Annotated in this window: 15 protein-coding genes and 1 pseudogene; 10 read left to right on the top strand and 6 right to left on the bottom strand. The window is 61.6% G+C overall.

The window, feature by feature from the left end; translation table 11 throughout:
* Positions 1 to 207: 207 nt before the first annotated feature.
* The gene (locus tag AMK00_RS10810) at positions 208 to 720 is read right to left on the bottom strand and encodes a single-stranded DNA-binding protein (RefSeq protein ID WP_064802580.1); all 513 of its coding nucleotides are present in this window, start codon (positions 718 to 720) and stop codon (positions 208 to 210) included.
* A 282-nt stretch (positions 721 to 1002) separates the two neighbouring features.
* Here AMK00_RS10810 and uvrA point away from each other — a divergent pair, with 282 nt between their 5' ends.
* The 3 genes and pseudogenes from uvrA (at position 1003) to AMK00_RS10800 (ending at position 4901) form a co-directional block, all read left to right on the top strand.
* Positions 1003 to 3924, top strand: coding sequence for an excinuclease ABC subunit UvrA (uvrA, locus tag AMK00_RS10805; protein ID WP_064802578.1), 2922 nt, complete (start codon positions 1003 to 1005; stop codon positions 3922 to 3924).
* 30 nt (positions 3925 to 3954) lie between these two features.
* A pseudogene (locus tag AMK00_RS32985) lies at positions 3955 to 4071 on the top strand (GNAT family N-acetyltransferase); the annotation flags it as partial.
* Between the two features lie 23 nt (positions 4072 to 4094).
* A complete protein-coding gene (locus AMK00_RS10800) occupies positions 4095 to 4901 on the top strand; it encodes a DUF72 domain-containing protein (RefSeq protein ID WP_064810388.1) in 807 nt (268 codons plus the stop codon).
* Positions 4902 to 4922: 21 nt separating this feature from the next.
* Here AMK00_RS10800 and AMK00_RS10795 read toward each other — a convergent pair whose 3' ends face one another.
* Entirely contained in the window at positions 4923 to 6395 is a 1473-nt protein-coding gene (locus AMK00_RS10795) for a bifunctional ADP-dependent NAD(P)H-hydrate dehydratase/NAD(P)H-hydrate epimerase (protein ID WP_064810387.1), read from the bottom strand.
* A gap of 344 nt (positions 6396 to 6739) precedes the next feature.
* On the opposite strand from AMK00_RS10795, the gene AMK00_RS10790 reads away from it, so the two are divergent.
* The 3 genes from AMK00_RS10790 to hspQ all read left to right on the top strand — a co-directional run bounded on the left by AMK00_RS10790 (position 6740) and on the right by hspQ (position 9052).
* Positions 6740 to 7078, top strand: a complete 339-nt coding sequence (locus AMK00_RS10790) for a P-II family nitrogen regulator (RefSeq protein WP_003539626.1) — start codon at positions 6740 to 6742, stop codon at positions 7076 to 7078.
* Positions 7079 to 7156: 78 nt separating this feature from the next.
* Positions 7157 to 8566, top strand: coding sequence for a type I glutamate--ammonia ligase (gene glnA / locus AMK00_RS10785; protein WP_011425369.1), 1410 nt, complete (start codon positions 7157 to 7159; stop codon positions 8564 to 8566).
* 156 nt (positions 8567 to 8722) lie between these two features.
* The gene (gene hspQ, locus AMK00_RS10780; protein WP_064802571.1) at positions 8723 to 9052 is read left to right on the top strand and encodes a heat shock protein HspQ; all 330 of its coding nucleotides are present in this window, start codon (positions 8723 to 8725) and stop codon (positions 9050 to 9052) included.
* 121 nt (positions 9053 to 9173) lie between these two features.
* Here the strand turns inward: hspQ and AMK00_RS10775 are convergent, their stop codons facing one another.
* A complete protein-coding gene (locus AMK00_RS10775) occupies positions 9174 to 9836 on the bottom strand; it encodes an invasion associated locus B family protein (RefSeq protein WP_064802569.1) in 663 nt (220 codons plus the stop codon).
* Positions 9837 to 10123: 287 nt separating this feature from the next.
* On the opposite strand from AMK00_RS10775, the gene AMK00_RS10770 reads away from it, so the two are divergent.
* From AMK00_RS10770 to AMK00_RS10760, 3 genes are read left to right on the top strand one after another with little or no spacing between them, the layout of a single operon-like run.
* A complete protein-coding gene (locus tag AMK00_RS10770) occupies positions 10124 to 11926 on the top strand; it encodes an extracellular solute-binding protein (protein ID WP_064810386.1) in 1803 nt (600 codons plus the stop codon).
* A 60-nt stretch (positions 11927 to 11986) separates the two neighbouring features.
* The gene (locus tag AMK00_RS10765; protein ID WP_064810385.1) at positions 11987 to 12658 is read left to right on the top strand and encodes a DsbA family oxidoreductase; all 672 of its coding nucleotides are present in this window, start codon (positions 11987 to 11989) and stop codon (positions 12656 to 12658) included.
* Positions 12659 to 12666: 8 nt separating this feature from the next.
* On the top strand, positions 12667 to 13224 hold the full coding sequence (locus tag AMK00_RS10760) for a GrpB family protein (protein WP_064810384.1): 558 nt from the start codon (positions 12667 to 12669) through the stop codon (positions 13222 to 13224).
* Positions 13225 to 13239: 15 nt separating this feature from the next.
* Here the strand turns inward: AMK00_RS10760 and AMK00_RS10755 are convergent, their stop codons facing one another.
* From AMK00_RS10755 to AMK00_RS10745, 3 genes are read right to left on the bottom strand one after another with little or no spacing between them, the layout of a single operon-like run.
* Positions 13240 to 13707: an OsmC family protein gene (locus AMK00_RS10755; RefSeq protein ID WP_064810383.1), complete on the bottom strand. Its 468-nt coding sequence runs from the start codon at positions 13705 to 13707 to the stop codon at positions 13240 to 13242.
* A 15-nt stretch (positions 13708 to 13722) separates the two neighbouring features.
* Positions 13723 to 17226 carry a transcription-repair coupling factor gene (gene mfd, locus AMK00_RS10750; protein ID WP_064810382.1) on the bottom strand — a complete coding sequence of 1168 codons (3504 nt, stop codon included), beginning with the start codon at positions 17224 to 17226 and terminating at the stop codon, positions 13723 to 13725.
* Positions 17223 to 17528 carry an FAD assembly factor SdhE gene (locus tag AMK00_RS10745; protein ID WP_064810381.1) on the bottom strand — a complete coding sequence of 102 codons (306 nt, stop codon included), beginning with the start codon at positions 17526 to 17528 and terminating at the stop codon, positions 17223 to 17225. Before AMK00_RS10745 ends, mfd begins: the two co-directional genes overlap by 4 nt.
* 92 nt (positions 17529 to 17620) lie before the next feature.
* Here AMK00_RS10745 and recG point away from each other — a divergent pair, with 92 nt between their 5' ends.
* Positions 17621 to 19726: an ATP-dependent DNA helicase RecG gene (gene recG / locus AMK00_RS10740; protein ID WP_064810380.1), complete on the top strand. Its 2106-nt coding sequence runs from the start codon at positions 17621 to 17623 to the stop codon at positions 19724 to 19726.
* Positions 19727 to 19728: the final 2 nt, after the last annotated feature.

The following is a 19728-nucleotide window of genomic DNA, read 5'->3' as shown; positions in this document are numbered from 1 at the left end:
GAAAGCCTGAAATCTCCACCTGCATAAGGCGGTTCCGTTCATCCCCGACACCAGTTCTGCCCGATCACCCGCTTTTATTCGCGGAGCATCTGGAACCAATCTCGCAAAAGACCACTTGGCGTCTCGCCGACCGAGCCCGAGCAAGAAAGTCGGACAATTTCAATCCGTTCTTCCAATGCTGATCCGCCGGGGTTCGCACAATTCTCTTTAGAACGGGATGTCGTCGTCGAGATCGCGCGAGAAGTTGCCGCCGCCGCCGCGGCTCGGCGATGATGAAGGAGCCGGGGCGCCGTAGTCATCGCCGTAATCATTGTTGCTGCTGCCGCCACGGCCACCGCCGAAGCCGGAGCTCGCGCCGCCGCCATCGCCGCGGCCGTCGAGCATCGTCAACGTCGAATTGAAGCCCTGCAGCACGACCTCCGTCGAGTAGCGGTCCTGGCCCTGCTGATCCTGCCACTTGCGGGTCTGCAGCTGGCCTTCGATATAGAGCTTGGCGCCCTTCTTCACATATTGCTCGACGACCTTGCAGAGGCCTTCGTTGAAGACGACGACAGTATGCCACTCGGTCTTTTCGCGGCGTTCGCCGGAATTGCGGTCGCGCCAGGTTTCCGAGGTCGCGATGCGGAGGTTGGCGATCGGCCGGCCATCCTGAGTGCGGCGGATTTCAGGGTCTGCACCCACGTTTCCAACCAGAATTACCTTGTTCACGCTACCAGCCATGCTTTTCACCCTGCCTGCCGCCCTGCCCGGCGGCGTTGATCGATCGGCGCACCTTAAACCATCGCGGACCGCCAATGCGCGTAAACGGTCGTTCATCCACATGTTTATCCATCAGAAAGCCGCATGCATTCATCAGGAATTTTGTTCTTTATTTGTTCTAGTTTATCCGTATGATCCTGTCAACAGAATCGAAAACCTTGAGCCATCCAGGATATTCAGCCTCGACTCGCCCGTCGGCATCACTAAATAAGGGCTGTTATCCAGAAAACCAAAGCAGAGACGATGAGCGAACTGAAGACGATCTCCATCCGCGGCGCGCGCGAGCACAATCTGAAGAGCATCGATCTCGATCTGCCGCGCAACAAGCTGATCGTCATGACCGGGCTTTCGGGATCCGGCAAATCCTCGCTCGCCTTCGACACCATCTATGCCGAGGGCCAGCGGCGCTATGTCGAAAGCCTGTCGGCCTATGCCCGGCAATTCCTGGAAATGATGCAGAAGCCCGATGTCGACCAGATCGACGGGCTGTCGCCTGCCATTTCGATCGAGCAGAAGACCACCTCGCGCAACCCGCGCTCGACGGTCGGCACGGTCACCGAGATCTACGATTACATGCGCCTGCTCTTTGCCCGCGTCGGCGTTCCCTATTCGCCGGCGACAGGCCTGCCGATCGAGAGCCAGACCGTCAGCCAGATGGTCGACCGCATCCTCGCTTTCGGCGAGGGTACTCGTCTCTATATTCTCGCGCCGCTCGTGCGCGGCCGCAAGGGCGAATACAAGAAGGAACTGGCGGAGCTGATGAAGAAGGGCTTCCAGCGCGTCAAGGTCGATGGCCAGTTCTACGAGATCGCCGAGGCGCCTGTTCTCGACAAGAAATACAAGCACGATATCGACGTGGTGGTCGACCGGATCGTCGTGCGCCCGGATGTCTCGGCACGCCTGGCCGACAGCCTTGAAACCTGCCTGAAGCTCGCCGACGGGCTGGCGATCGCCGAATTCGCCGACAAGCCGCTGCCGCCGGAAGAGACCTCGGCCGGCGGTTCGGCCAACAAGTCGCTGAACGAAACGCATGAGCGCGTGCTGTTTTCGGAGAAATTCGCCTGCCCGGTTTCGGGCTTCACCATCCCGGAAATCGAACCCAGGCTCTTCTCCTTCAACAATCCCTTCGGCGCCTGCCCGACCTGCGACGGTCTCGGCGCCCAGCAGAAGATCGACCCCGACCTGATCGTGCCCGAACCGGAGCGGACTTTGCGCGACGGAGCGATCGCGCCCTGGGCCAAGTCGACCTCGCCCTATTACAACCAGACGCTGGAAGCGCTCGGCAAACATTACGGCTTCAAGCTCGGCACCCGCTGGAACGACCTGTCCGACGAGGCCAAGGACGTCATTCTCAACGGCACCGACGACAAGATCGAGTTCCACTACGCCGACGGCGCCCGCTCCTATACGACGCACAAGAATTTCGAGGGCATCATCACCAATCTCGAACGCCGCTGGAAGGAGACCGATTCCGCCTGGGCGCGCGAGGATATCGAGCGCTTCATGTCGGCCGCCCCCTGCCCGGCCTGCAACGGCTTCCGCCTGAAGCCGGAAGCGCTGGCGGTGAAGATTGACAAGCTGCATATCGGCGAAGTCACCGGCATGTCGATCCGCATCGCGCGCGACTGGTTCGAGGCACTGCCGGCGACGTTCAACGCCAAGCAAAACGAAATCGCCGTCCGCATTCTCAAGGAAATCCGCGACCGCCTGCGCTTTTTGAACGATGTCGGCCTGGAATATCTGAGCCTTTCGCGCAATTCCGGCACGCTATCGGGTGGCGAGAGCCAGCGCATCCGGCTCGCCTCGCAGATCGGTTCGGGGCTGACGGGCGTGCTCTACGTGCTCGACGAGCCGTCGATCGGCCTGCATCAGCGCGATAACGCCCGGCTGCTCGACACGCTGAAGCACCTGCGTGACATCGGCAACACCGTCATCGTCGTCGAGCATGACGAGGATGCGATCCTGACGGCCGACGACGTGGTGGATATCGGTCCGGCCGCCGGCATCCATGGCGGTGAGGTTATCGCCCATGGCACGCCGCAGGACATCATGGACAATCCGAAGTCGCTGACCGGCAAATATCTCTCCGGCGAACTCGGCGTTCCCGTTCCCGAAGAGCGCCGCAAGCCGAAGAAGGGCCGCGAAATTAAGGTGATCGGCGCACGCGGCAACAATCTGAAGAACGTCACCGCGTCGATCCCGCTCGGCGTCTTCACGGCGGTGACCGGGGTTTCCGGCGGCGGCAAATCCACTTTTCTGATCGAGACGCTCTATAAATCGGCGGCTCGCCGCGTCATGGGCGCGCGCGAAATTCCGGCCGACCACGACCGCATCGACGGTTTCGAGCATATCGACAAGGTGATCGATATCGACCAGTCGCCGATCGGCCGCACGCCACGCTCGAATCCGGCGACCTATACCGGCGCCTTCACGCCGATCCGCGATTGGTTCGCCGGCCTGCCGGAAGCCAAGGCGCGCGGCTACCAGCCGGGCCGCTTCTCCTTCAACGTCAAGGGCGGACGCTGCGAAGCCTGCCAGGGCGACGGCGTCATCAAGATCGAGATGCACTTCCTGCCCGATGTCTACGTCACCTGCGACGTCTGCCACGGCAAGCGCTATAACCGCGAGACGCTCGACGTGACCTTCAAGCAGAAGTCGATCGCCGACGTGCTCGACATGACGGTGGAGGAAGGCGTCGATTTCTTTGCGGCAGTCCCCGCCGTGCGCGACAAGCTGCAATCGCTGAAGGATGTCGGCCTCGGTTACATCAAGGTCGGTCAGCAGGCCAATACGCTCTCGGGCGGCGAAGCGCAGCGCGTCAAGCTCGCCAAGGAACTGTCGAAACGTTCGACCGGACGTACGCTCTACATTCTCGACGAGCCGACGACCGGCCTACACTTCCACGACGTCGCCAAGCTCCTGGAAATGCTGCACGAGCTCGTCAACCAGGGCAATTCCGTCGTGGTGATTGAGCACAATCTCGAAGTCATCAAGACAGCGGACTGGGTGCTCGATTTCGGCCCCGAAGGCGGCGATGGCGGCGGCGAGATCGTCGCGACCGGCACACCGGAAGCGATCGTCAGGGAAAAGCGCTCCTATACCGGCCAGTTCCTGAAGGAGTTGCTGGAGCGGCGGCCGGCGAAGAAGGCGGTCGCGGCGGAATGACCATGAGGTTGGCGTCGCCCGACGATCTCCAAACGGAATATCGCGCTCTATAGTGTCTTCGGGTTCCGGAAAACGGGTCGCAGGCCGAACCCTTATCGGCCAGGATGGACGCTCATCGACATGACGAAAGAGATTCATGCGGCTTGACTGCCGCGAACTGGGAGGACGACATGACGAAATCCGGCACTATCCGCACCGGCGTCGGCGGCTGGACCTTCGAGCCCTGGCGGGGGCATTTCTTTCCCGCCGATCTGAAACAGAAGGACGAGCTGCATTATGCCAGCCGTCAGTTGAAGGTCATCGAGGTCAATGGCACCTATTACAGCACGCAAAAGCCTGCAGTCTTTGCGAAATGGGCAGCGGATGTTCCCGATGGCTTTATCTTTTCGCTGAAGGCAACGCGGTTCGTCACGAATCGGCGGGTGCTCGCGGAAGCCGGTGAATCGATGGAGCGCTTCCTCACATCCGGAATAAGCGAACTCGGCGATCATCTCGGGCCGCTGCTCTGGCAGTTCGCGCCGACAAAGAAATTCGATCCGCACGATTTCGAAGCCTTCCTGAAGCTGCTGCCGGCAAAGCAGGACGGACTGGCGCTCCGTCACGTGGTGGAGGTGCGGCACGATTCCTTCAAGGTGCCGGAATTCGTTACTCTGCTTGCTAGATATGGCGTGGCGCCGGTTTGTGCCGAACATTTCGAATATCCGATGATCGCCGATGTGACGGCAGATTTCGTCTATGCCCGACTGCAGAAGGGATCGGATGATATTCCGACCTGCTATCCCGACAAGGATCTGAAGGCCTGGGCAAAGCGGCTCGAGACCTGGGCCGAGGGCAAAGTTCCGGACGATCTGCCGCTGATCGACGGGGATCGTCAGGTGAAGGCTGAGCCGCGCGACGTCTTCGCCTTCATGATCCACGAGGGCAAGGTCAATGCGCCGCACGGGGCGATCGCGCTGCAGCAGTTGCTGGCGAAATAGGCGATTGAGACTTAGACCGGGCTAAAGCGGCAACACCTCGGCTGCAAGCTCTTCCGCCGTCAGCCCCTTGCCGGCGCGCTGGCCAGCCTCTCCGTGCAGCCAGACGGCGGCGGCCGCAGCTTCAAAAGTCGGCAGGCCCCGGGCGAGCAATCCGCCGATGATGCCGGCAAGCACATCGCCGGAACCTGCCGTGGCAAGCCAGACAGGCGCATTGGTATTGATGAGCGCGCGCCCGTCCGGCGAGGCGATTACGGTATCGGCGCCCTTGTAGACGATCGCGGAATTGGCCCGGCGGGCGGCCGCCACCGCCTTGTCTACCTTCCCCAGCGTTTCGTCGTCGCCAATATCCGGAAAGAGCCGCGAAAATTCACCCTCGTGCGGCGTCAGCACCAGACGCGGCTCGCCTTGGAAAAGGTCAAAAAGCTGTTGCGGATCGTCCTTGAACGAAGAGATGCCGTCGGCATCGAGCACGAGTCGGCGATCGGCAAGCGCGGTGACGAAGCCGCGGGCTCTCGCGCCGACACCGAAGCCGGGACCGAGGACGAAGGTCTGCAGCCGCTTGTCGGACAGCCACTCTGCCAGATCCGCCTCGCGGTCGACTGCATGCAGCATGACGGCTGTGAGATGCGCGGCATTGGCGGCCATCGCTGCGCCGGGGGCGGCGATCGTTACCAGGCCGGCGCCGGCCTTCAGGCCGGAGACGGCCGACATGCGGGCAGCCCCGGTCTTGTCGGCCTCGCCCGAAAAAACAACCAGATGGCCGCGCTTGTATTTGTGGGTTTCCAGCTGCTCGGCCGGCAGCACGCCCTTCCAGGCGTCAGGTGTGTTCTCGGCGATGGCGCCGCCCGCCTCAGCCCGGATGATCCGGGCGGGAATGCCGATGTCGAAGACTTCCAACTCGCCGCAAAGCTCCCTGCCCGGCATCAGGAGATGGCCGGGCTTGCGGGTCATGAAGGTGATGGTATTGCGAGCCTGGAAGGCAGCACCCAGCACCTTGCCGGTGCGGCCATCGACGCCTGAGGGCAGATCGATGGCGAGCACCGCGATACCGGCCTCGGCGACACGTTTGGTCAAGGCAGCCACATCGGCCGGCACCGCGCGCCCGAGGCCTGCTCCGAACAGACCGTCGATGACGACGTCGCCGTCTTCCGGCCGATAGCGGCCGAGTTCTTGCCCCTGCAATGCGCAGCCGGCCCGAGCGCGGGCGGCATCGCCTTTCAGCTTTGCGGGATCGCCGAGATGAAAAAGCGCCACGGTCGCTCCGGCCTCCAGCAGATGCCTTGCCGCGACATAGGCGTCGCCCCCGTTGTTGCCGGGGCCGCAGAGCACGACGAAACGCAGCGCCCCAGAATGAAGCCTGAGCGCGGCAGCAGCGGCGGCGGCCCCTGCCCTTTCCATCAGGCCGAAGGAATCGATTCCGGAGGCAGCTGCGGCAGCATCGATGGCGCTCATTTCGGCAGGCGTCACCAGAAGCTCGGAGAGATGTTTGCTCATCAGCCTATTCAATTCAAAAAACGCACAAAAAACAACCGTCTGGAGAGGAGCGAAAGAGATCTAAATTTGTGCATTTGCTTATATTTTAATCGACTCGCAACTTGGTTTTGCAATCGAAGGAAAACCTGGCTTTTCCGGTTTTCGGCCGATTTTTCTCCGATAGCCGACGTTTTTCCACCCCTCTCGCCACCAAATCGACATTAAATTCCCCGCAGACGCGCTGGTTTCGACAAAATCGACGTCTTTTTTCGATAAGACGGATTTCAAACTGGCACGATATCTGCATCATATCCGCGAGCGGGAACATCCCTGCCATAACAGGAGAAGCGGAGAGACATTTTCTCATGAAAAAGATCGAAGCGATCATTAAGCCCTTCAAGCTGGACGAAGTGAAGGAAGCCCTTCAGGAAGTCGGCCTGCAGGGTATCACAGTCACGGAAGCCAAGGGCTTCGGTCGTCAGAAGGGCCACACGGAACTCTACCGCGGTGCCGAATACGTCGTCGATTTCCTGCCGAAGGTGAAAGTCGAGGTGGTGCTGGCCGACGAAAACGCCGAGGCGGTCATCGACGCGATCCGCAAGGCGGCTCAGACCGGCCGCATCGGCGACGGAAAGATCTTCGTCTCCAATGTCGAAGAGGTTATCCGCATCCGCACCGGCGAGACCGGCATCGATGCCATCTGACCACTTTGCCTACCGCGCAAAGTCCGATACCGTCACCGCGCCCACCTATTGTCATTGCTAATTGGAGGAAGGTATTTAATGGCGACCGCAAGCGAAATTCTGAAGCAGATCCAGGAAAACGACGTGAAGTTCGTCGATCTGCGCTTCACCGATCCGAAGGGCAAGTTGCAGCATGTGACGATGGATGTTGCCGTCGTCGACGAAGACATGTTCGCCGACGGCGTGATGTTCGACGGCTCCTCGATCGGCGGCTGGAAGGCCATCAACGAGTCCGACATGGTGCTGATGCCCGATACCGAAACGGTGCATATGGATCCATTCTTCGCCCAGTCGACCATGGTCATCGTCTGCGACATTCTCGATCCGGTCTCCGGCGAGGCCTATAACCGCGATCCGCGCGGCACCGCCAAGAAGGCTGAAGCCTATCTCAAGGCCTCCGGCATTGGGGACACGATCTTCGTCGGCCCGGAAGCCGAATTCTTCGTCTTCGACGACGTCAAGTACAAGGCCGATCCCTACAATACCGGCTTCAAGCTCGATTCGACCGAACTCCCGTCGAACGACGACACCGATTATGAAACCGGCAACCTCGGCCATCGCCCCCGCGTCAAGGGCGGCTATTTCCCGGTTCCCCCGGTCGACAGCGCCCAGGACATGCGTTCGGAAATGCTGACGGTGCTCTCGGAAATGGGCGTCGTCGTCGAAAAGCATCACCATGAAGTCGCCGCCGCCCAGCACGAACTCGGCATCAAGTTCGACACGCTGGTGCGTAACGCCGACAAGATGCAGATCTACAAATACGTGGTGCACCAGGTGGCGAACGCCTACGGCAAGACGGCGACCTTCATGCCGAAGCCGATCTTCGGCGACAATGGCTCGGGCATGCACGTGCACCAGTCGATCTGGAAGGGCGGCAAGCCGACGTTTGCCGGCGACGAATATGCCGGCCTCTCCGAGACCTGCCTCTACTACATCGGCGGCATCATCAAGCACGCCAAGGCGATCAATGCCTTCACCAATCCGTCGACGAACTCCTACAAGCGTCTCGTGCCGGGTTATGAAGCGCCGGTGTTGCTCGCTTATTCGGCCCGCAACCGGTCAGCCTCCTGCCGAATTCCGTTCGGCTCCAACCCGAAGGCCAAGCGCGTCGAAGTCCGCTTCCCGGATCCGACCGCCAACCCCTATCTCGCCTTCGCGGCCATGCTGATGGCCGGCCTCGACGGCATCAAGAACAAGATCCATCCGGGCAAGGCCATGGACAAGGATCTCTACGATCTGCCGCCGAAGGAACTGAAGAAGATCCCGACCGTCTGCGGTTCGTTGCGCGAAGCGCTCGAAAGCCTCGACAAGGACCGCAAGTTCCTGACCGCCGGCGGCGTCTTCGACGACGACCAGATCGATGCCTTCATCGAGCTGAAAATGGCAGAGGTGATGCGTTTCGAAATGACGCCGCATCCTGTCGAATACGACATGTATTATTCGGCCTGATCGGCCGCCACGCGGAAAGTCCCGGTTCGCCGGGACTTTTACCTCCCCGGTCATGAACGGCAGAAGGAGGATATGACGTTCATGTGACGCGCTGGTGCAAAATTCTTGATTTGCACGCACCAATCACCAAATTTGGTGATGAAAGGAAGTCGTACCATGAAAGAAAGACTAGCAAAGTTCAGTATCGGCGAAGTGGTCCGGCACAAGGTTTTTCCGTTTCGCGGCGTCATCTTCGATGTCGATCCGGAATTCGCGAATACCGAGGAATGGTGGAACTCCATTCCCGCCGAAGTGCGCCCGAGCAAGGACCAGCCCTTCTACCATCTGCTCGCCGAAAACGACGAAAGCGAATATGTCGCCTATGTCTCCGAGCAGAACCTGGTGAATGACGAAAGCGGCACGCCGCTTCGCAACCCGCAGATCTACCAGATTTTCGATCAGGCTCCGTCCGGGCAGTTCAAACCCAAGATGAGCTTCGCCCACTAATAAGATCAGACACGCCGATCGATGAAACGAGGCCTCGCATCTCCCGGCGAGGCCTTTTTCTTGGCGAGAAACAAAAAACCCGACACGAAGCCGGGTTTTTTGTTCAAGCCTGTAGGCTAGATTACTGAGCTTTGGCAGCCTTCTGAGCGTCTTCCAGCTTCTTGCGAGCCTCTTCAGCCTTCTTCTGCATGCCTTCCTGCAGGCTGCGCTGGCTTTCGGCGAGCTTGGATTCGGAAACCGGTTCGCCATCATAAGCGCCGGTGAAGCCTTCGAGCGAAATCTTGATCGGGTTCGGCGCGCGGCGGAAGTTGATCGAAGTGAAGATCACGTCGCTGCCCTTCTTGAGGCTGGCGATCATCGCGTCGGTCAGCGGAATTTCAGCGGTGCACTTGTCCGGCAGGCAGACGGCATAATCGAGCTTCTGGCCCTTGCCGCCGTCGATCTGCATGCTGATGCCCGGAGGAATGAGGCGTGCCGTGGGAACGGAGACCTGCAGGAGCTTGCGGTTGATCTTGCCGGTGACCGAAATCAGGCCGACAGCCGTGACGAGCTGGCCGCCATTGGCGAGAATCAGGTTCTGGACGACGCAGATGTCGTTGTCTTCCTGCTTGCTGCAGGTCTTGTACCAGCCGAGCTTCGGCGCGCCAGCGGCCTGTGCCGGGGCATCGGCCGGAGCCTGCGCCGCCGCATCCTGTGCGAAGGAGGAGACCGGTGCCGAAGCGCCGAACACCACTGCCAGAACGGACAGTGCTGCCCGCATTTTCTTTTCAGACTTGAACATCATAACGAATTCCGTCTCCTGATATCCGTTCGGAGCAGCGACGTGCTGCCCCAACCATCGGGTCGTTCGGCACTCCACCTCATGGAAAAATGAGGCAAATGCATGACCCCGAAACTTCGGGTTCACCTGTTACATCGCAGCGTTCAAGATATCCAGCTTTTCTTTGGCAATTTAAGAGTCAATTTCATCGACAGGCCAAAGAAATCGCGCCTGCGTGTTGGAATCAGTCGACCCCATGCTAATCTCGCGATGAATCATGCACTTATTTTTCGCGGATCAAGGATTGCCGAATGCTCCGGATCATCGTCCCCCTCGTCCTCTCCTTGCTATGCGGCACCGTCGCCGCCGAGCCGCTGCACGGCATCGCGATGCATGGCGAGCCGGCCTTGCCGCCTGACTATAAGCACTTTCCCTACGTCAATCCCGACGTGAAGAAAGGCGGCAAGATCACCTATGGCGTCGTCGGCACCTTCGACAATCTCAACCCGTTCATCCTGAAGAGCATGCGCACGACAGCGCGCGGCATGTGGGATCCGGAATATGGGAACCTCGTCTACGAATCGCTGATGCAGCGCTCCCGGGACGAGCCTTTCACGCTTTACGGCCTGCTTGCCGAAACGGTCGAATGGGATGAGGACAGGAGCTTCATCCAGTTCAACCTCAATCCGAATGCGAAGTGGTCCGACGGTCAGCCGGTGACGCCGGAGGACGTGATGTTCACCTTCGAACTGATGCGCGACAAGGGACGCGTGCCCTACTCCAACCGCATCAACGTCGTCGCCAAGATGGAGAAGGTCGGCGAGCACAGCGTACGCTTCACCTTCAACGACAAGGCAGACCGCGAGACGCCTCTGATTTTCGGTCTTTTTCCGGTGCTGCCGAAACACGCGGTCGATCCGGAAACCTTCGACCGCACGTCCCTGACGCCGCCGGTCGGTTCCGGTCCCTACAAGGTGAAGACGGTGAAGCCCGGCGAGAGCATCACCTATGAGCGCGATCCGACCTACTGGGGCAAGGACATTCCGGCCAAGGTTGGCACTGACAATTACGACCAGATCACCGTCCAGTATTTCCTGCAGGACACGACGCTGTTCGAAGCCTTCAAGAAGGGCGATGTCGACCTCTATCCCGACGGCAATCCCGGCCATTGGGCCAATGCCTATAACTTCCCGGCCGCCACCTCCGGGGCCGTCATCAAGGACGTGTTCACACCGAAACTGCCAAGCGGCATGCTCGGCTTCGTGTTCAACACGCGCCGGCCGATCTTTGCCGATCCGAAGGTGCGCGAAGGCCTGTCGCTGGTGTTCGATTTCGAATGGGCGAACAAGAATCTCTATTCCGGCGCCTACAAGCGGACGCAGAGTTTCTGGCAGAACTCGGAACTCTCGAGCTTCGGTGTTCCCGCGAATGCGGCCGAGCTTGCGCTGCTCGGGCCGATCAAGGACAAAATCGCGCCTGAAATTCTCGAGGGCATCTATAAGCTGCCGGTCACCGACGGTTCCGGACGAGACCGCAATGTGCTGAAGCAGGCCGTCGCGCTTCTGAAACAGGGCGGCTATGCGATTCAGGGTGGCAAGATGCTTGACGCCTCCGGCCGCCAGCTCGCTTTCGAGATCATGACGCAGAATGCCGACCAGGAGAAGCTTGCCGTCGCCTATCAGCGTTCGCTGCAGACGATCGGCATTGCGGCTTCGATTCGCACTGTCGATGATTCGCAGTATCAGAGCCGGACGAACAGCTTCGATTACGACATGATCATGAAGTCCTATACCTCGTCGCTATCACCTGGAAACGAGCAGCTCGGCCGCTGGTCTTCGGCTGCACGCACCCGCGAGGGGACCGATAGTTTTGCCGGCGCCAACGATCCCGATCTCGATACGCTGATCGACCATCTGCTGAGGGCACGCTCTGCGGAAGATTTCACCGCGGCGGTGCGCTCCTACGACCGGCTGCTGCTATCCAGCCATTACGTCCTGCCGCTATATCATATGGACCAGCAGTGGGTTGCGCGCAGCAAGCGCATCGGCCATCCCGACGCGGTACCGCTTTACGGCTACCAGCTGCCGGTTTGGTGGGATACAAGCGCCCAATAGAAGCGGCCGAAAAACTTCGGCCCTATGTCTCCCCCGGAGACACACAGAAGGAACATCATCATGGAGCGCATCACCATCGACGTCGTCTCGGATGTCGTCTGCCCCTGGTGCTATCTCGGCAAGGCGCGGCTGGAGCTTGCCATTGCGGAAGTGCAGGACGAGCTCGGCGTCGACATCAACTGGCGGCCGTACCGGCTCAATCCCGACTATCCCAAGCAAGGTGTCGACCAGAAGAAGGCGCTGGCGGAGAAGCTCGGCGGCGAGGAGCGCGTGGCGCAGGCGCACAAGATGCTGACCGATCTCGGCCGCGAGGTCGGCATCGCCTTCGCTTTCGAAGCGATCAAGATCGGCCCGAACACGCTTGATGCCCATCGGCTGATCCATTGGGCGATGATCGAAGGCCGCGAGAAGCAGGACAAGGTCGTCACCGCCTTGTTCAAGGCGAATTTCGAGGAAGGCCGCAATGTCGGCGACCATGCGGTGCTGCTCGACATCGCGGAGAAGGCCGGCCTCGACCGTTCGGTCATCGCCTCGCTGCTTGCGTCCAATGCCGATAGCGATCTGATCGTCGCCGAAATCAAGGCCGCGCAGGAGATGGGCGTCAACGGCGTGCCGTTTTTCATCTTCGACCAGCAGTATGCCGTCAGCGGCGCTCAGACGCCTGACGTGCTGGCGAACGCGTTGCGCGACATCGCAAAGGCAAAGGCCGAGGCGCGATTGGGATTGAACTGAGTCAATCGATGCGAATCGAGATCGAACGGCCGCGACAAAGTTGGATCGAGGATTTCGCAGCGCTCAAGCGCGCCCTCATGGGCGCAGCACCCGCCGGAGCTTATCTGCATCATATCGGCTCGACGGCCATTCCCGGCCTTCCGGCCAAGGATATCATCGATCTCCAGCTTACGGTCAACGATCTGGCCGAGGTCGATGCCGACGCATTCGAACAGGCCGGTTTCGAGCGCCGGCCCATCACCATCGATCACTGCCCTCCGGGACTTGAACTGGCGGAAGGCGAACTGCGCAAGGCCTTCTATCGCAGCAAAGGACGCCCGGCCAATCTGCATATCCGGCAAAGAGGCCGTTTCAATCAGCGCTACTCCCTGCTCTGCCGAGACTTCCTGCGCGCCCATCCGACGGCGGCCAACGCCTATGCGCTGATCAAACAGCGGCTCGCCCAGCGTTTCCCCGAGGACGTCGATTTCTACTACGACATCAAGGACCCGGTATTCGACATCATCATGGACGGCGCCAATGAATGGGCAAAGCTGATTGGCTGGTCGGAGCCACCGGGCGACTGAAGCCGCGACTTTAACTCAGCCCAGAACCGGAACACAGCGCACTTCGGTCTTCACCGAATTGGCGATGAAACATTCGTCGTGGGCGCGATGATGCAGAGCTTCGAGTTCGCCCAGAGCGGGCTGCTTTTCACGGCTGAAGACGACGTGTGGCCTCAGCGTCACGACAGTCATGGCGAGACGGCCTTCGGCATTCTTCTCCATCACGCCCTCGGCGGTATCGGTGTAGCTGTCGACACAAAAGCCCTGTTTGGCGGCAAGGGAGAGGAACCAGAGCATGTGACAGCTCGAAAGCGAGGCAATGAAGGCTTCCTCCGGATCGACTGCGTCTTCGGCTGAATAAGGCAGCGGAACGACATGCGCGGATGAGGATGCCCTCACCTCGATACAGCCGTCGAAGGTCCAGCGATGGGCGCGGCTGTAGCGGTTGTCGGTGAAGGTCTCGCCATGTCGTTCCCAGGCAATTGTCGCGCCATATGTCGCCATATCAGTCTCGCTCCGTTATTTCGCCATCTCGGCCAGTTGCGTCATGATCACGGCAGCACCCTGCAGGCGTTTTTCCGGTGTCGGCAGGTCGCGAGTCAGGAACAGGCTGTGATCGGGGCGGATCTTCGCCATCGTACCCTGCTTGCCGATGTAGCCGACGAGGTTTGCCGGGTTGGGGAATTCCTTGTTGCGGAACTGCACGACCACGCCCTTCGGGCCGGCATCGAGCTTTTCGACATTGGCGGTACGGCAGAGCGACTTGATGTAGACGATCTTCAGGAGATGCTGCACTTCGATCGGCATCGGCCCGAAGCGGTCGATCATCTCGGCGCCGAAGCCGTCGATCTCCTTGAGTTCGGTGAGTTCGCCGAGACGGCGGTAAAGTGCCATGCGCAGATGCAGGTCGGGCACGTAGTCTTCCGGGATCATCACCGTCGTTCCGACCGAGATCTGCGGCGACCAGCCGGTGTCGTGGATCTCGTCGACACCCTTGACCTCGGCGACTGCCTCTTCCAGCATCTGCTGATAGAGTTCGAAGCCGACTTCCTTGATGTGACCCGACTGCTCCTCGCCGAGCAAGTTGCCGGCGCCGCGGATATCGAGATCGTGGCTCGCCAGCTGGAAGCCGGCACCGAGCGTGTCCAGCGACTGCAGCACCTTCAGCCGGCGGTCGGCCGTCGCCGTCAGCACCTTGTTGACAGGCAGGGTGAAGAGCGCGAAGGCGCGCACCTTCGAGCGGCCGACGCGGCCGCGCAGCTGATAGAGCTGGGCAAGGCCGAACATATCGGCGCGGTGGACGATCAGCGTGTTGGCTGTCGGCACATCGAGGCCGGATTCGACGATGGTGGTCGACAGCAGCACATCGTAGCGGCCTTCATAAAAGGCGTTCATGATGTCTTCCAGTTCGCCGGCCGGCATCTGGCCATGGGCGACGGCAACCTTCAGCTCCGGCACGTCGGACTGCAGGAAGGCATGCACATCGGCGAGGTCGGCAAGCCTCGGGCAGACATAGAAGCTCTGGCCGCCGCGATAGTGCTCGCGCATCAGCGTCTCGCGGATGACAAGGCTGTCGAACGGCGAGATGAAGGTGCGCACCGCCATGCGGTCGACCGGCGGCGTGGTGATCAGCGATAGTTCGCGCACCCCGGTCATGGCAAGCTGCAGCGTGCGCGGGATGGGTGTCGCCGACAGCGTCAGGACGTGCACGTCGCTCTTCAGCTCCTTCAGCCGCTCCTTGTGCTTGACGCCGAAATGCTGCTCCTCGTCGATGACCAGCAGGCCGAGATTGGCGAATTTGATGCCGGCGCCGAGCAGCGCATGGGTGCCGACGACGATATCGGTCTTGCCTTCGGCCACTTCCTTCTTGGTCAGCGCCAGATCCTTGGCGCCGACAAGGCGGGAGGCCTGCTGGACACGCACCGGCAGGCCACGGAACCGCTCGGAAAAAGTCTTGAAATGCTGGCGCGCAAGCAAGGTCGTCGGCACGACGACGGCAACCTGGACGCCGTTCATCGCGGCGACGAAGGCGGCGCGCAGCGCCACCTCCGTCTTGCCGAAGCCGACGTCGCCGCAGACGAGGCGGTCCATCGGCCGGCCGGCGCCGAGATCGGAGCGAACGGCTTCGATGGCATTGTCCTGGTCTTCGGTCTCGTCATAGGGGAAACGGGCGGAAAACTCGTCGTAAAGCCCGTCCGGGGTCGTCAGAACAGGCGCGTGGCGCGTCAGGCGCTCGGCGGCGATGCGGATCAGCGCGTCCGCCATATCGAGCAGCCGCTTCTTGAGCTTGGCCTTGCGCATCTGCCAGGCGCCGCCGCCGAGCTTGTCGAGCTGGGCGTCGGTGCCCTCGCCGCCATAGCGCGAGAGCAGGTCGATGTTTTCGACCGGCAGGAAGAGTTTGGCCTCATCGGCATATTGCAGCTCGAGGCAGGCATGCGGGGCGCCTGCCGCCTCGATGGTCTTCAGCCCGATGAAGCGGCCAATGCCGTGTTCGGCATGGACGACGATCGAGCCTTCATCGAGGCCTGCGACCTCGGCAATGAAATCGGCGGCGCGCTTGCGGCGTTTGGAGCGGCGCACCATGCGGTCGCCGAGAATATCCTGCTCGCCGATGACGACGAGATCGCCGGCCTCGAAGCCGGATTCGAGATTGAGCACGGCCGCGGCCGCCTCGCCTTTGCCCAGCGTGGCGAGATCTTTCAGCGCCTCGACCGGCTTGACCTTTTCCAGGCCATGTTCGTTCAGCACCTGCAGCAGCCGCTCCAGCGAACCTTCGGTCCAGGCGGTTACCAGCACCTTCGCCCCGCCGGCGCGCCGGTCGGCGATGTGCTTGACGACGACGTCGAAAATATTGACGCGTTCGGCGTCACCGCCGCCTTCGGCATTCGAGCGGGCCCAGCGCTGGCCCTGGCGGGCCTCGATATTGACGACCCGCCTCGCCTCGCCCTCGATCTCGTTGAAGGGGCTGACGCGGATCGCGCCGAGCGCGTCGAGGGTTTTGGCGAAAAGCTTGCTGTCGAGATAGAGCTGGCCCGGCGTCACCGGCTTGTAGGGCGTGCCCTGCGCCATGTGGCCCTTGGCCGGCTGGCCGGAATTCAGGCGGGCGTCGAAATAATCGAGGACGAGCTTGGAGCGCTCCTCCGCCGCCTCACGCACCGTGTGGTCGGTGACGACACGGAAACCGCTGAGATAATCGAAGACGGTATCGAGCTTCTCGTAGAAGAGCGGCAGCCAGTGCTCCATGCCGGGATAACGGCGGCCTTCGGAGACGGCGAGATAGAGCGCATCGTCGCGCGTCGTCGCGCCGAAGGCCGAGAGGTAATTCTTGCGGAAGCGGCTGATCGTATCGGGCGTCAGCGTCACCTCGCTCATCGGGTTGAGATCGAGGGAGCGCACCTGGCCGGTGGTGCGCTGGCTGGCCGGATCGAAACTGCGGATCGATTCCAGCGTATCGCCGAAGAAATCGAGGCGGACCGGCTCTTCCGAACCCGGCACGAAGACGTCCAGAATGCCGCCGCGCACGGCATATTCGCCGACCTCGCGAACGGTCGCAACGCGGTCGAAGCCATTGCGCTCCAGGCGCCCGGCCAAATCGTCCATGCGCAGCTGGTTTCCGGGACGGGCCGAAAAGCTCAGGCTTTCAATGACATCCTGCGGCGCCACCTTCTGCAGCATGGCATTGGCGGTGACGAGCACGATAGCCGCATGCGGCTTTTTGCGGTGGGCGATGAGACCGCCGAGTGCGGCAAGCCGGCGGGCCGATGTATCGGCGCTCGGCGAGACGCGGTCATAGGGTAAACAGTCCCAAGCCGGCAGGGTGAGAACCGGAATGTCGGGGGCGACAAAACCCAGCATCTGCTCGAGATCGGCCATGCGGTGGCCGTCGGACATGACATAGGCGACCGGCTCTCCCGTGCGGGCGAGTTCGGCGAGCAGCAGCGGTTCGAGACCGGCAGGCACATTGCCGATCGTCAGCGGCTCGGCAATGGCCGCAAGCTTCTTCGCATCGAAACCAGGGATCATTCCGGCGTCCTGAGGGGCTTGTCGAAATCGGACGTATAGGCGGCAAGGCGGGCAAACATCGGTGTCTGAAAACGCTCAGGCACCGGCCAGGTTCCCATGATCCAGCGGACCAGGTCATTATCCTCTTCGGCCATGATCGTCTCGAACTCGTCGAGCTCGGCGTCCGAAAGCGTCGCGATCTCGGCTTCGGCGAACTGGCCGAAGACCAGATCCATCTCGCGGATGCCGCGATGCCAGCAGCGGAAAAGGATCCGGCGGCGGCGCGGGTCGAGACCGGCACTCGTGAGCGTGACACCTGTCATGGCATTACCTTCCTGTTGATGCGCCTCTATAGACCCTGGAAAGCGGCTTGTCAGCCTTGCCAAGGCCGCATTGTTCATCGCATTTTGACCGCATGCGCCCCGCCATTCTCGATCCGCTGTTTTCCCCCATTTCGGGCCTTCCGGGCGTCGGCCCGAAGATCGCCGAACTGCTGGTCAAGCTGCTCGGTCGCGAGGCGCCGGAGGATTGCCGGGTCATCGATCTCCTCTTCCACGCGCCCTTTTCGCTGATCGACCGGCGCAACCAGCCTGGGATCGCCCGCGCGCCGCAGGGTGCGATCGTGACGATCACCGCGCGCGTCGACCGGCACCAGGTGCCGCCGCGCGGCAAGAGCAATGTCCCCTACCGCGTCTTCCTGCATGACGAGACCGGCGAATTGACGCTGGTCTTCTTCCGCGGCCAGGCGGCGTGGCTGGAAAAACAGCTGCCGATCGACGCGGAGGTGACGGTCAGCGGCAAAGTCGACTGGTTCAACGGCCGTGCCTCGATGGTGCATCCGGACTATATCGTCAGGGCTGATGAAGCGGAGAACCTGCCGCTCGTCGAGCCGATCTACCCGCTGACGGCGGGGCTTTCGCCGAAGACTTTACGCAAGATCATCGACGCCGCCCTGCCGCGTTTTCCCGAGCTGCCGGAATGGATCGACCCGGTGCTGGCGCAAAAACAGGGCCTGCCGTTGATCCGCGACAGTTTCCATATGCTGCACGAGCCGCGCGACCCCTCTGATATAGACCCGCAGGCCCCCGCCCGGCGGCGGCTTGTCTATGATGAGTTCCTCGCAGGCCAGCTTTCGCTCAGCCTGGTGCGCCAGAGGCTGCGCAAGGTGGCCGGCCAGCCGGTGCAGGCGACGGGCGCGGTCAGCGGCAAGATCCTGAAGACGCTGCCCTTCTCACCCACATCGAGCCAGAACGAGGCGATCGCCGAGATTCTGAAGGACATGGCCGGCACCGAGCGCATGCTGCGGCTGCTGCAGGGCGATGTCGGTTCCGGCAAGACCCTGGTGGCGCTGATGTCGATGGCAGCGGTGATCGAGAGCGGCGGCCAGGCGGTGCTGATGGCGCCGACCGAAATCCTGGCGCGCCAGCACCACGCGACAATCTCTAAATTCGCCGCCTCCGCCGGCCTCGGCATCGAGGTGCTGACCGGGCGCACCAAGGGACGCGAAAGGGAGGAAATCCTGGAGCGCATCGCCTCGGGCGCAGCGCAGATCGTCATCGGCACGCATGCGCTTTTCCAGGACACCGTCACTTACGACAAGCTGATGCTAGCCGTCGTCGACGAACAGCATCGTTTCGGCGTGCATCAGCGCCTCCGGCTGACCGCCAAGGGCATCTCGCCGCACATGCTTGTCATGACTGCGACGCCGATCCCGCGCACGCTGGTGCTCGCCGCCTTCGGCGATATGGATGTTTCTAAGCTCACCGAGAAGCCGGCCGGCCGCAAGCCGATCCAGACAATTACGGTGCCGATGGAGCGGACCGGCGAAATCGTCGGTCGGCTGCAAAGCGCACTTGCCGAGGGCAAGAAGGCTTACTGGATCTGCCCGCTGGTCGAAGAATCCGAAGAGCTCGACCTGATGTCGGCCGAGGAACGGCATGCGACACTTGTTGCCGCGCTCGGCCTCGATATCGGCCTCATCCACGGCCGCATGAGCGGGCCGGAGAAGGATGCGGCCATGATGGCGTTCAAGAACGGCGAGACCCGGCTGCTCGTCGCCACCACCGTCGTCGAGGTCGGCGTCGACGTGCCGGATGCGACGATCATGGTGATCGAGCATGCCGAACGCTTCGGCCTGGCGCAATTGCATCAGCTGCGCGGCCGGGTCGGACGCGGCGACGAGGCCTCGACCTGCATCCTGCTCTATAAGGGGCCGCTCGGCGAGACCGGCCATGCCCGGCTTTCGATCATGCGCGAGACCGAGGATGGCTTTCGCATCGCCGAGGAGGATCTGAAGCTGCGCGGCGAAGGCGAATTGCTCGGCACCCGTCAGTCCGGCACTCCGGGATTCCGCATCGCCAGCCTCGAGGCGCATGCCGACCTGCTGGAGATCGCCCGCAAGGATGCGGCCTATCTCATCGAGCGCGATCCGGAGCTCACCAGCGAAAGAGGACAGGCGATCCGCACCCTGCTCTATCTCTTCCGCCGCGACGAGGCGATCCGGTTCCTGAGGGCGGGATAAAG

It is taken from the genome of Rhizobium sp. N621 (assembly GCF_001664325.1).
Taxonomy (GTDB): Bacteria; Pseudomonadota; Alphaproteobacteria; order Rhizobiales; family Rhizobiaceae; genus Rhizobium; species Rhizobium esperanzae.
This window is presented reverse-complemented; position numbering and strand designations above follow the sequence as displayed.

Coding starts and splice junctions, on each gene's coding strand:
- AMK00_RS10810 (WP_064802580.1), bottom strand. CDS start 720: ATGGCTGGTAGCGTGAACAAGGTAATTCTGGTTGGAAACGTGGGTGCA.
- uvrA (WP_064802578.1), top strand. CDS start 1,003: ATGAGCGAACTGAAGACGATCTCCATCCGCGGCGCGCGCGAGCACAAT.
- AMK00_RS10800 (WP_064810388.1), top strand. CDS start 4,095: ATGACGAAATCCGGCACTATCCGCACCGGCGTCGGCGGCTGGACCTTC.
- AMK00_RS10795 (WP_064810387.1), bottom strand. CDS start 6,395: ATGAGCAAACATCTCTCCGAGCTTCTGGTGACGCCTGCCGAAATGAGC.
- AMK00_RS10790 (WP_003539626.1), top strand. CDS start 6,740: ATGAAAAAGATCGAAGCGATCATTAAGCCCTTCAAGCTGGACGAAGTG.
- glnA (WP_011425369.1), top strand. CDS start 7,157: ATGGCGACCGCAAGCGAAATTCTGAAGCAGATCCAGGAAAACGACGTG.
- hspQ (WP_064802571.1), top strand. CDS start 8,723: ATGAAAGAAAGACTAGCAAAGTTCAGTATCGGCGAAGTGGTCCGGCAC.
- AMK00_RS10775 (WP_064802569.1), bottom strand. CDS start 9,836: ATGATGTTCAAGTCTGAAAAGAAAATGCGGGCAGCACTGTCCGTTCTG.
- AMK00_RS10770 (WP_064810386.1), top strand. CDS start 10,124: ATGCTCCGGATCATCGTCCCCCTCGTCCTCTCCTTGCTATGCGGCACC.
- AMK00_RS10765 (WP_064810385.1), top strand. CDS start 11,987: ATGGAGCGCATCACCATCGACGTCGTCTCGGATGTCGTCTGCCCCTGG.
- AMK00_RS10760 (WP_064810384.1), top strand. CDS start 12,667: ATGCGAATCGAGATCGAACGGCCGCGACAAAGTTGGATCGAGGATTTC.
- AMK00_RS10755 (WP_064810383.1), bottom strand. CDS start 13,707: ATGGCGACATATGGCGCGACAATTGCCTGGGAACGACATGGCGAGACC.
- mfd (WP_064810382.1), bottom strand. CDS start 17,226: ATGATCCCTGGTTTCGATGCGAAGAAGCTTGCGGCCATTGCCGAGCCG.
- AMK00_RS10745 (WP_064810381.1), bottom strand. CDS start 17,528: ATGACAGGTGTCACGCTCACGAGTGCCGGTCTCGACCCGCGCCGCCGC.
- recG (WP_064810380.1), top strand. CDS start 17,621: ATGCGCCCCGCCATTCTCGATCCGCTGTTTTCCCCCATTTCGGGCCTT.